The sequence below is a fragment of the Pseudomonas sp. PARCl1 genome (assembly GCF_947311875.1).
GTDB lineage: Bacteria > Pseudomonadota > Gammaproteobacteria > Pseudomonadales > Pseudomonadaceae > Aquipseudomonas > Aquipseudomonas juntendi.
Genome location: NZ_CAMZMX010000036.1, coordinates 1 through 11,802 on the forward strand (window position 1 = coordinate 1; position 11,802 = coordinate 11,802).

General features: G+C 63.3%; 9 protein-coding genes, 1 tRNA gene and 1 pseudogene. 3 read left to right on the plus strand and 8 right to left on the minus strand.

The window, feature by feature from the left end:
• Window positions 1-207: 207 nt before the first annotated feature.
• The 3 genes from QME24_RS17810 to QME24_RS17820 form a co-directional block, all read right to left on the minus strand.
• Window positions 208-1,140, minus strand: coding sequence for an NAD-dependent epimerase/dehydratase family protein (locus tag QME24_RS17810; RefSeq protein WP_054904987.1), 933 nt, complete (start codon window positions 1,138-1,140; stop codon window positions 208-210).
• Window positions 1,133-2,017 carry a sugar nucleotide-binding protein gene (locus QME24_RS17815; RefSeq protein WP_080709155.1) on the minus strand — a complete coding sequence of 295 codons (885 nt, stop codon included), beginning with the start codon at window positions 2,015-2,017 and terminating at the stop codon, window positions 1,133-1,135. The genes QME24_RS17810 and QME24_RS17815 overlap by 8 nt, the downstream gene beginning before the upstream one ends.
• A 285-nt stretch (window positions 2,018-2,302) precedes the next feature.
• On the minus strand, window positions 2,303-2,545 hold the full coding sequence (locus QME24_RS17820; protein ID WP_280091658.1) for a hypothetical protein: 243 nt from the start codon (window positions 2,543-2,545) through the stop codon (window positions 2,303-2,305).
• A 341-nt stretch (window positions 2,546-2,886) separates the two neighbouring features.
• On the opposite strand from QME24_RS17820, the pseudogene QME24_RS17825 reads away from it, so the two are divergent.
• Window positions 2,887-3,663 (plus strand): annotated as a pseudogene (locus QME24_RS17825) (TSUP family transporter).
• Window positions 3,664-3,745: 82 nt separating this feature from the next.
• Here the strand turns inward: QME24_RS17825 and QME24_RS17830 are convergent.
• A complete protein-coding gene (locus QME24_RS17830; RefSeq protein ID WP_029885046.1) occupies window positions 3,746-4,555 on the minus strand; it encodes a helix-turn-helix transcriptional regulator in 810 nt (269 codons plus the stop codon).
• Window positions 4,556-4,733: 178 nt separating this feature from the next.
• Here QME24_RS17830 and QME24_RS17835 point away from each other — a divergent pair, with 178 nt between their 5' ends.
• Window positions 4,734-6,176, plus strand: a complete 1,443-nt coding sequence (locus tag QME24_RS17835; RefSeq protein WP_047149796.1) for a sodium:alanine symporter family protein — start codon at window positions 4,734-4,736, stop codon at window positions 6,174-6,176.
• A gap of 62 nt (window positions 6,177-6,238) precedes the next feature.
• On the plus strand, window positions 6,239-7,234 hold the full coding sequence (locus QME24_RS17840; protein WP_197886119.1) for an asparaginase: 996 nt from the start codon (window positions 6,239-6,241) through the stop codon (window positions 7,232-7,234).
• A 35-nt stretch (window positions 7,235-7,269) separates the two neighbouring features.
• On the opposite strand, the gene QME24_RS17845 is transcribed toward QME24_RS17840, so the two are convergent.
• The 4 genes from QME24_RS17845 to fdhE form a co-directional block, all read right to left on the minus strand.
• Window positions 7,270-7,365, minus strand: a tRNA-Sec gene (locus tag QME24_RS17845).
• A 6-nt stretch (window positions 7,366-7,371) separates the two neighbouring features.
• Window positions 7,372-9,294 carry a selenocysteine-specific translation elongation factor gene (gene selB, locus QME24_RS17850; protein WP_232892727.1) on the minus strand — a complete coding sequence of 641 codons (1,923 nt, stop codon included), beginning with the start codon at window positions 9,292-9,294 and terminating at the stop codon, window positions 7,372-7,374.
• A complete protein-coding gene (selA, locus tag QME24_RS17855; RefSeq protein ID WP_009685690.1) occupies window positions 9,291-10,718 on the minus strand; it encodes an L-seryl-tRNA(Sec) selenium transferase in 1,428 nt (475 codons plus the stop codon). Before selA ends, selB begins: the two co-directional genes overlap by 4 nt.
• 162 nt (window positions 10,719-10,880) lie before the next feature.
• Entirely contained in the window at window positions 10,881-11,801 is a 921-nt protein-coding gene (gene fdhE / locus QME24_RS17860) for a formate dehydrogenase accessory protein FdhE (protein ID WP_280091657.1), read from the minus strand.
• Window position 11,802: the final 1 nt, after the last annotated feature.

Genomic DNA, 11,802 nt, shown 5'->3' on the forward strand with positions numbered 1-11,802 from the left:
AACAGCCAAAATGCAGGACTCGAAGATCACACGGTTCCTGTGGGAGCGGGCGTGCCCGCGAACACCGGCGCAGCCGGTGCCAGACACCGCGTCGCCTGCTTCGCGGGCACGCCCGCTCCCACAATGGATCGCGCAGGCTTTTCACATTTTGAGAAAGACAGTTGCTCCTACAGGCCGTGCAGGCAGGGCATCGCTTGGCCCGTGACTTCAGCTTTTACCCAGTAGCCGGGCCAGCCCCTCGACCATCGGCGTAGCCTGCGGGAATGCAAACCGCGCCAGCAAGCGCTGGTTATCGGCCCGCGAATGACGAATATCACCGGCACGCGCCGCCGCGTAGGTCACCGCTGGCAAGCTGCCCACGACTTTCTGCAGCGCCGCGAGCATTTGGTTGATCGACGTTGCCTGGTTGAGGCCGATGTTCACCGCACCCTCCTCGACCTGCGGCTGCTCCAGCGCCTGCACCATCACTTGCACCAGGTCGCCTACATACAGGAAATCGCGGGTCTGCTCGCCATCCCCGTACACGGTGATCGGCAGGCCCTGCACAGCACGCTCGCAGAAGATGCTGATAACCCCGGAATAGGGCGAGGACGGGTCCTGGCGAGGCCCGAAGATATTGAAGAAGCGGAACACCACCGGCTCCAGCCCATGCTGACGGCGGTAGAAGTCCAGGTATTGCTCACTGGCCAGCTTGTCCACGGCATAGGGCGTCAGCGGTGCCTTGGGCGTATCCTCGGCGATCGACTCGCCCTCGCCATTGTTGCCATACACGGCGGCACTGGAGGCGAACACCACCCGGCGCAGACCGTGCACGCGCATGGCTTCACAAACATTGAGGGTGCCGATGAAATTGCTCTGGTGGGTACGCACCGGATCTTCGACCGAGGCCTGCACCGAAGCCACTGCGGCCAGGTGCACCACGGCACTGCAACCTGCCGCAGCCCGCATGACCAGAGCAGCATCGGCGACATCGCCTTCGATCAGTTCCAGCCGTGGGTGGTCGATCTGCAGGTTGTCCCGCCGGCCAGTGGACAAGTCATCGAGAATGCGTACGGCGTAGCCTTTGTCCAACAACGCATCGCACAGGTGGGAACCAATGAAGCCGGCACCGCCGGTGATCAGGATGGGGGCATCAGCCATGGCGGTAGAAACGGTCCAGTAGGGGCGGCAAGCCGGCGCGCCAGGCACGCGGCTTGATGCCAAAGGTATGAAGGATTTTCTTGCAGGCCAATACGGCATGCTGCGGCTCTTCGCTGGCATCCGGCCGCGCGGCATGCGCTTGCGCCGTGGGTGCCTGCACTGCCAGCTGGCGATATTGGCCGGCCTCGGCCAGGATCGCCTGGCCCAACACCAGCGGCGTGGTCGCCTCGTTGCCGGCGTAATGGTAGGTGCCCCATAGCGGCGCGTTGCAATCGAGTTGCTTGAGCACAGACAGGATCACCCGGGCCGCATCGTCCACAGGTGTGGGGTTGCCGCGCCGGTCATCGGCCAGCAGCAACTCGGCCGGTTGCTCGGCACGGGTGAGGAAACGACCGAGCGAGCCATCGATGCTTTCGTCCAGCAACCAGCCAAAGCGCAGCAGTACATGTTGCGGGCACGCCGCCCGCACGCTCTGCTCGATCCGCCACAAGGCCTGGCCCCGCAGCCCCAGGGGTACGGGCTCGTCCTTCTCGCTGTAGGCAGTGGCCCGCGAGCCATCGAATACCCGGTAGCTGGAAGGCTGCACCAGGGTGATCTGGTGGTGCTGGCACAGCTCTGCCAGCCGCTCGACTGCCCGCTCCTGTTGCGCCAGGCGCGGCTCGCTGACCGACTCGGCCTGGAACCAGTCGAAGTAATAGGCCAGGTTCACCAGGGCATCGGGGCGATGGTCGTCAAGCAACTGGGTCAGGCTCGCCGGCGTCCAGCCGCTCTCGGGCGGGCGCGGCGCCAGGAATGCGATGTCCTCCTCGGCCCCAAGACGAATCAGCGCTTGCCCGAGGGCATTGCCACCACCCAACAGCATTAGGCGCATACGCATAGAGTCAGCAGATCCGGAGAGGTTGATTAAGGAAAGTGGGTCATTTTGCGGTTTCCGGGCGGGGAAGTCCAACCCTGGGGCGGAGGTGGATACGTAGGGCTATTCCTACCACCGCCGAGGACATTCCTCACATGACCAAGGGAGCAGGTCCTGCATCACTGCGTAAGATTCTCTGGCTAAATTAACGGCGAACTCACAAAAAGTTCCACCTCCCCCTACATACAAGGAAAAAAACAATGATAGGGAACGTGCCTCAACGATCGACTGAGGTCATCCAGTTCGAGCTCAATGACCAGCAAGCCAATTTTCTGGACTGCGCAGCCCGCCAAGTCGGTGCGATGGGTGGCCCAGATGTCCCAGCGCCTTGATTCTGACGGCCCGATGGAACCCATCCCAAGAGCCGACAAAATTGATACCGGCACGCAATGTAATTGCAAAACTGAACGGCCTTGAAGCACTGGCGCTTTCATCGAAATCATTCTGTTTCAGTCGCAGTGAATGTTTCGTCAAGGACGACAGCGAGGACATGCTAGAACATTCCATCATCCAGTTCGACCCTCGAGGTGACTTCACCTTGCGCTACAACAGTTATCGGTACTCTGTGCACGAAAAAGCTAGCCAATTGGCGCGCCAAGCCTACTGGTCATTGAAAGATCTATTGAATCAGGCAGATTGTTACTAATTCGTTCTGCAGCCCACCTCTGCGCTGTTAATCAACAACAGCCAGGCCCTGCATGCCCGCGACATAATCAAAGATAACAGGCGACTACTGATCAGGCTGTTTGGGTATTCGCCAGATGCGCGGCCATTAATCCTGCAGCAAGACCCGTTGATAGTACGTGGCTAGTGAAAATGGAGCACAATTGAAAATGGATTCGATCTATATAGCGCTAGCAGCCGTCGCGCTGTTTGCCGGTTTCTTCGATGCAATAGCAGGCGGCGGCGGACTCCTCACTCTTCCCGCTCTATTCATCGCAGGCATCGACCCATTGGCAGCAATGGCCACTAACAAATTTCAAGCTTCCTCAGCCAGTGCGTCAGCCGTCTGGGCGTTTGCTCGAAAACGAATGATCGATTGGCGAGCAGACTGGCCTATGGCCTGCCTATCCTTTACTGGAGGCGTCACTGGCGCCATGTCAATCAGCATGCTCGACAGGTATGTCCTGGAATCTGTCGTTCCCATCATGCTGATCGCGGTCGCCGCCTAATTTGCGTTCACTCCCACGTTGAGTGGTCAGGAGCGCAAGCAACGGCTGTCGAGCGTTGCATTCACACTGGCGGTAGTGCCAGCCATCGGCTTCTATGACGGTATTTTCGGGCCAGGTACCGGTTCATTTTTCATGGTCGCATGCACCCTGCTGCTGGGACAGCCGCTCATGCAAGCAATTTGCAGAAGCAAACTCCTGAATGCTTGCTGCAACCTGGGAGCCCTGACCGTGTTTGCATGCAGTGGGGCGATCGTCTGGCTTTTGGCATTGATAATGGCCGTGTCCGCCATCATTGGTGCGCAGCTGGGCGCGCGGTGTGCGCTCCACTTCGGGCCGCGGCTGGTGAAACCGCTGCTGATCGCCGTGTGCTGCCTGATGGCAACCAAGTTGATGCTCAGTACTGGTCATCCGGTGGCGCAATGGTTGCACCGCCTATGAGTACTCAGCGGGCCTGAATTCAATTCCAGTCATCGGTCAAACCGATAGAGCGGCAGTGGCATGCCGAGTACAGCCATCCTGTCTATTCAATCTCAAACAAACTGTTGCGCAACGGCCCCACACTCAGACGTTCCCTGACGTCATCATCTATACGCGGATCATCCGGGCGGTACAGTTTGACCTGTCGGTAGGCATTGATGCGATTGATCTCCTCACCCAGGTACTCCCACACCACCCGTGTGCAGGCCGGGTTGCGCCGGTCGCCGCTGGAAACCCCGGCCTTCAGGCCGTTCAGGCGGGTGATCCGGCTTTTGAAGCTGGGAATCAGGATGGTCTGGCTCATTTCGTTGAAAGTCAGCGACTCGTAGTCGATGAGGAACACTCGGTCCTGCAACTGAAACGCCGCGCCCAGATAGCGACAACGGACTTCGGCATGCAGGTCCGTGGCGCTGGAGCGCTCCTGCCGCTCCTGGCGCTCGAACAGGAAACGCCCCCGCTCTTCCCACAGGTGCACCAGCGACACCAGGATCGTGCCGGGCACCGACATGCAGTTCGAGTACTCGAAGTAATAACCGCAATAACGCGACAGGTTGCCGGCGTGCTCATGCAGCGGGCGGAACAGTTCACTGATCGGGTCGCTGGGTTGTTCGGCCAGGGTCGAGACGCGGGCACCGATCAGGCGGGCGAACTGCTCGGCAGGCAGGTTCAGCTCGTAATCCTCGACGCCAAAGAAATCACCGATGCGTTTCAGGTTGAAAGCCGTCGGACGGCTCTGCCCGCTGAGGTACTTGTTGAACTGCGCTCGGTTGATCGAGAGCTGGCGGCAAACTTCGGAAATAGAGCGGTAGTGGCTGCAAGCCAGTTTGAGGTTGGTAGCGAAATGCTCACTCATGTGCGGAATCCAGGTGACGCGAATGACGCCATTGTAGCATCAAGTCGCATCAAGTCAGAGCAACCCGCGAAATTGTAACGACTCTTGTCATGGCCAACCATGCGCCCCAACGAATAGCGGTGCGCCTGCCGTCCGCTGATCAATCCACACGAAGAATAAGAATCGAGGTCATTTTCCAATGCTCGAAGCACTCAACGATTTCCTCTCGGGGAAACTCCTCATCGTGCTGATCGTCGGTCTCGGCGGTTACTTCACCATCCGTTCGCGGTTCGTACAGTTCCGCCATTTCGGCCACATGTTCGCCGTGTTCAAGGAATCGCTGCGTGGCCAGGCAGGCCAGTTGAGCTCCTTCCAGGCCCTGATGCTGAGCCTGGCTGGCCGCGTGGGCGCCGGTAACATCGCCGGGGTCGGCATTGCCGTGACCTTGGGCGGCCCTGGCGCGGTGTTCTGGATGTGGGTCACTGCCCTGGTCGGCATGGCCAGCAGTTTCTTCGAATGTACCCTGGCCCAGGTGTACAAGCGCGCCGATGGCGACGGCTTGTACCGTGGCGGCCCGGCCTACTACATTCAGCATGGCCTGAAGCTGAAAAGCATGGCCATCGTGTTCTCGATCCTGCTGCTGGTGACCTACGGCTTCGCCTTCATCGGCCTGCAGTCGTACACCGTTACCCATTCGCTACAAAATGCCTTCGACTTCAAGCCAAGCCACACCGGGCTGGTGCTGGCCGTGCTGTTGGCCATCACCTTCATCGGTGGCATCAAGCGCATCGCGGCGGTCTCGGACCTGCTGGTGCCGGTCAAGACCCTGGCCTACATCGGCGTGACCCTGTACGTGATCGGCACCCAGATCGACCACGTACCCGCCATGCTGGAAACCATCTTCAAGAGCGCTTTCGGCCTTGACCCTGCGTTTGGCGGCCTGCTCGGCAGCGCCATCGTCATGGGCGTGAAGCGGGGCGTGTTCGCCAACGAAGCAGGCTTGGGCAGTGCACCGAACGTTGCGGCCGTGGCGGCAGTGAAACACCCGGGCGCGCAGGGCGTGGTCCAGGCCTTCAGCGTGTTCCTCGACACCTTCGTGATCTGCACCTGCACCGCACTGCTGATCCTGCTGTCGGGCTTCTACACCCCAGGCTTCGAGGGCGACGGCATTGTCCTGACCCAGAACTCGCTGGCCGCGGTGGTGGGTGACTGGGGCCGCGTGTTCGTCAGCGTTGCACTGTCGCTGTTCGTGTTCACCTGCATTCTCTACAACTACTACCTGGGCGAGAACAGCCTGCAGTTCCTCAGCCGCAACCGCGTGGTACTGATGGTGTTCCGTTGCCTGGTACTGGCGCTGGTGGTGTGGGGTTCGATGCAAGACCTGTCGACCGTGTTCGCCTTCGCCGACATCACCATGACCTGCCTGGCCTTCGTCAACCTGATCGCCCTGGCCCTGTTGTTCAAGATTGGCCTGCGGGTGATGCGCGACTACGACGACCAGCGCAAGGCCGGTATCAAGCAGCCAGTGTTCGATTCGACCAAGTTCGCCGACCTGGACCTGGACCGCAACGCCTGGCCAGCCAACCCTCAGCTGGAAACAGCCGCTGACAAAGCAGCCGTCCAGGCCCAGCCACAGCGCTGATACCCTGCCCTGCCAAAGCCGCCCCGTCCGTGGGCGGCTTTTTTCTCCGCTCACCGCCACGGATGCTTTCCATGCGTGCAGTCAAGAATCTTCTCGTTCTCTATACCGGTGGCACCATCGGCATGCTCGAAACCCCGGAGGGCCTGGCACCGGCCGGCGGTTTCGACGGGCGGATGCGTGAACACTTCGCGCAACTGTCCGATGCCCCCCAGCTGCAGTGGACCCTGCAAGAGCTGAACCCGCTGCTGGACAGCGCCAACATGCAACAGCACAACTGGCTGGCCATGCGTGATGCCATCGTCACGGCGGTGGATGCTGGCCATGATGGGGTGCTGGTGCTGCACGGCACCGATAGCCTGGCCTATAGCGCGGCTGCCTTGTCGTTCCTGCTGCTGGGCTTGCCCGTGCCGGTACTGCTGACCGGTTCGATGCTGCCGGCCGGCGCTGCCGACAGCGACGCCTGGCCCAACCTGTGTGGCGCGCTGCGCCTGTTCGAACAAGGGCTGGAAGACGGCGTGCAGTTGTACTTCCATGGGCAGCTGGTGCACGGTTGCCGGGCTACCAAGTTGCGCAGTGAAGCGTTCGATGCGTTCGTTGCCCTGCCGCGGCATCGCGACAGCCAGCGTGCGGCAGCCATCCCGGCCGAGCTGGATTACCGCCAGCCGCGCCAGCCGGTCAACCTGGCGGTCGTGCCTGTGTTCCCCGGGCTGCAGGCCAGCCATCTGCAGGCCTTGTTGGGCAGCGGCGTGCAGGGCTTGCTGCTGGAGTGCTATGGCAGTGGTACCGGGCCGTCGGATGACCTGGCGTTGCTCGAGGTACTGCGCGCAGCGCGCCAGCGCGGTGTGCTGCTGGCGGCAATCAGCCAATGCCCTGAAGGCTCGGTGGTATTCGATACCTATGCGGCAGGCAACCGACTGCGTAGCGCGGGCCTGGTCAGTGGCGGCGGCATGACCCGCGAGGCGGCGCTGGGCAAGATGGTTGCGCTGCTGGGTGCAGGGTTGGATGTGGAGTCAGCAGAACGCTGGTTTGCCCTGGACCTGTGTGGGGAGCGGGCGTAGGCACTACCCGCACTCGCCCGGGCAAGAAAAGAAGATGGCGGAAGGCAGCGGGAGTCGAACCTGCCCGGGAACGGCTGCCGTCCCCAACCGGGTTTGAAGCCCGGCCGCGCCACCGGGCGCGATTGCCTTCCTTGAACTCAGTGCCTGGCGTACTGCTGGGCCAGGGCGCTGTCAGCGCGAATGTGACGCTGCTCGGCCATCCTGCGGGTCAGGCCGATGCGGTCGAAGTATTCCAGAATCTGCACACTGCGCTTGCGACCGATGCCCAACATATCGCGAAATGCAGCAACCTGCACTAATGAAGTGCCAGCCGCCTGCCCCAGCAGCAGCTCTGCCATGCGCTGTAGCGTCGCTGCGGGGTAGAACAGGTCGCGCACCACCTGGTGCACCACGCCCAAACGCGCCAGCTTGCGCAACAACAAACGAACGTCGGCTTCAAGGCAGTTCTCTTCTGCAGCCAATGTCCTAACCCAGGGCGGATCGAACTGCCCCGCCAGCAACCTGGGCTGCAGGCGCGCCCAAAGTGCCTCGTCGGCTTCACTCAACTGGACCTTGTGATCCGGCAAATGCAGCCAGGGCCCACTGGCGGCAATCACCCCTTCCTCTAGCAGTTCCTCAAGCAGGCTGACAAACGCAGGCCGCTCCAACGGCAATGCAGTAAAGCGCCGCAGGCGGTCACGGTCGGGGCCCAGCTGATCGGGTTCTTGCTCGTGGAAGCGGGCAAGTTGCGCCAGCACCTGCCGTTTCAGCGCCTGCCATTGGGCGCTGGCGAACAGCAGCTGGCCCTGCCGCGTGGCCACCACCAACACGTCCGCCGGTAGCTGCCAGGTTTCGCGCAGGCGATTGAACTGTCGCTCCAGGCGCTGCGGGTCGATACCACCGGGCGCGCTGGCGAGCAGTGCCGGCAGTGCCTGCTCCAGGCCCTGGGCATCCCGCAGCGCCTGCAGCTGGCGTAGACGCTCGTGGCTGCGGCGCTGGCGGCTGGGGGCAAACGGATCGAGTACCCTGCCGCCGCCCAAGGTGCGCTGAGCACGCTGGTCACGCAGTACCAGGCGGTCGCCATGCACGGCCTGCAACGGCGCATTGAGCAGTAACTGGGCAAACATGCGCTGGCCGGCGGCCAGGGTTTCACCTTCCAGCAACGCGACACGGGCCGTCACGTCCTGGGTGCCGAGGTGCACATGCACGGCACTGAAGTGCTCGAACGCCCGCAGCTCGCCCGGCAGCAGGTTCAACTCGATATCCACCCGAACACTGGGCGCGTGCAGCCACTGCGGTAGCAGCCAGTCGCCACGGTGAACTTGCTCCGCGCTAAGGCGTTCGGCTGCGATATTGAGCGCTACTCGCTGGCCGGCCTGCGCTACCAGTGCGGACTGGTTTTGTGCATGCAGGCCCCGCACCCGCACCGCCTTGCCGGCCTTGCCCAGGACCAGGGTATCGCCGGCACTCACCCGGCCGGCCAGCGCCGTGCCAGTCACCACCACCCCCGCACCGGTAACAGCGAAGGCGCGGTCGATAGCCAGGCGAAAACCGCCTTGCGCACTGCGTTGCCGCACAGCGGTTTGCGCCTGCAGCAAGGCTTGGCGCAACGCGTCGATGCCCTCCCCGCCAAGGCTCGACACCGGGAACTGCCGCGCCCCGGCATAGGGCCCTGGCGCCAGCAGCTCATTGACCTGCGCCTGCACCTGGGCCAGGCGCGCCGGCTCGACGCGGTCGCACTTGCTGATCGCCACCAGTGCCTGGGGGATACCCAACAGCTCGATGATTGCCAGGTGCTCACGTGTCTGCGGCATGACGCCATCGTCTGCCGCCACCACCAGCAGCACCACGTCTATGCCATGGGCCCCGGCCAGCATGTTGTGGATAAACCGCTCGTGGCCCGGCACATCGATGAAGCCCGTCAGCGCTGCACCTTCGGCCAGCGCCGCGTAGCGGTAACCCAGGTCGATGGTCATGCCCCGCTCACGCTCTTCCTGGCGCAGGTCACCGGCCTGGCCGGTCAGTGCCTTCAGCAGTGCGGTCTTGCCATGGTCAATGTGGCCGGCGGTACCAACGATCACTGCACCGGCCCCAACTGCAACGCCGGCAATTGCGCCAGCCATTGGGCTTCGTCGTCCAGCTGGCGCAGGTCCAGCCATAGCGCGTCGTCGTCGATGCGACCAAGCACCGGCACCGGCAGGCCCCGCAGGGCCCGCTCCAGCACATGCAGGCTGCGCCCGCGCAACTTCTTCGACACCTGCGGGCGCAGGCACAGCGCGGCACTGGGCAGGCGCGCAACCGGCTGGCTGCCACTGCCTATCATGCCCAGCGCAGGTTCTACGCTGACGACCCATTGCGCACCAAGGCGGGCCTGGAGGTCTGGCAGCAGGCGTTCGGCCTGGGCCTGGATATCGGCCTGGCCACGGGTCAACAAGCGCAAACTGGGCAGGCGCTCGGCCAACCGATCCGGGTTGCGGTACAGCGCCAGCACCGCTTCGAGTGCGGCCAGGGTGATCTTGTCGACCCGCAGCGCACGCTTGAGCGGGTTTTTCTTGATCCTGGCGATCAATGCCTTGCGCCCGACGATGATCCCGGCCTGCGGGCCGCCCAGCAGCTTGTCGCCACTGAAGGTCACCAGATCGGCGCCATCAGCCAGGGCCTGGCGCACCGTGGGCTCGGCCGGCAGGCCCCAGCGGGTGAGATCGAGCAAACTACCGCTGCCGAGGTCTTCGAGCAGTGGCAGGTCATGCTGGTGGGCGATTCGCGCCAGCTCGGCGGTGGGCACCTGGGTGGTGAAACCTTGAATGCTGTAGTTGCTGCAGTGCACGCGCATCAGTAACCCGGTTCGCGGGCCAATGGCAGCCTCGTAGTCGCGGGCATGGGTGCGGTTGGTGGTACCGATCTCGTGCAGCTTCACCCCGGCGCGGGCCATGATGTCCGGGATGCGGAAGGCGCCACCGATCTCGATCAGTTCGCCGCGCGAGATAATGCCCTCCTTGCGCGCACCCAGGCTGTTGAGCGCCAGCAGTACCGCCGCGGCATTGTTGTTGACCACGGTAACCGCCTCGGCGCCGGTCAGCTCGCGGATAAGGCCCTCGATCAGGTCGTCGCGGTCACCACGCTTGCCGCTGGCCAGGTCGAACTCCAGGTTGAGCGGGTAGCGGGCGGCGGTCTGCATGGCCTCGATGGCTTCTTCCGGCAGCAGGGCACGGCCGAGGTTGGTATGCAGCACGGTGCCGGTGAGGTTGAACACTCGGCGTACCTGGCTGCGTTGCTGGGCAGCCAGACGTTCGCCGGCGCGGCCCAGAAGGATCTCGAGAGACAGCTCGGCGGCACTGAGTTGGCCGCTGCGCGCGGGCTCCCGCAGGTCGTCCAGCAATTGGCGCAGGGCGCTCAAGACCGCATCGCGGCCGTGGCGGTCGATCAGTGGGAGGCAGGCCGGATGGCGCAGGAGGGTGTCGATGGACGGCAAGCGTGGGGTGTCGCTGGCGAGGCTGTTGGACATGCGGTACTACCTAGGATTGATCCGTCGTCGGTACTGGCCTGTTCGCGGGTGAGCCCGCCCCCACAAAAGCCTGCGCAGGTGTCTGATCCTGTACCAAGTCTTGTGGGAACCGGTTCATCCGCGAAGCAGGCGACTCGGTTTTTCAGTGTAGACACTCACCCACTAACCGGGCGCAAGCATCAGGTTGGGCGCCAGGCGATGAAAACCTTCCTCGTCCAGGCGCATGTCCAGCGCAAGGCTGGCCAGGTCGTCGGCCAAGGGCTCGGCCGCTGCGTCGTTTTCGAGGTAGTTCTGCTTGAGGTAGCTTTCACACCCCGGGCAGCACTCGGCCCGCAGGGGCGCCTTGCCGGGTAGATGGCGGTCATTCTCAAGGCTGGTATAGCGCAAGTCCTTGCTCGACTCGCAGTACACGCACTTGACCCGCACCACATGCCATTCACAGGCGCACAACGCGCACACCAGATAGCGCAGGCCGTTGTGCTTGCCACGGTTGCGTACCACCCCGGCCATCGCCGGCGAGCCGCAGGCCGGGCACTGGGCCAGGCTGCCAGCGGGTTTGAGTTCAGGCGCCGGCAATGCCAGCAGCCAGCTGGACCAGGCCGCCTGCAACGCAGCCCCGAGCAATGGCACCAGTGCGGGCGGCACCGCGTCATACTGCCCTGCCAGCAACGCGCCCCCCCAGCCTTTGCGCTGGTTGTCATCACTGCCACGCAGCACCTGCAAGGCCTCCGCCAACGGACCCTGGGGTTCGTCGCCAAAGTGACCGAGCAAGGCCTGCAGCCAGACCAGCCAAGCCCCGTCACGTACCAGGCTGTCTGCCGCCAGCGGCGGCAAACCATGGCTTATGCACAGGCGCTGGCGCGCCTCAGCCACCGGCAGGGCGCCAGGGGGGTTATCCACAAGCTGCTGCTGCACACGGCACAACCGCGCAACCAGCCTCAGGTAGTCGCCCAGGGCATTGCCCTGGGCCAGCGTGTCCAAACGCGCAGCCCGCACTTCAAACAGGTTGGCCGGCGGCAGGTGCAGAAACGGCGGCATCACCGCCGACGCTTCGATCTGCCCAGGTTCGAGTATCGTGCTCAAG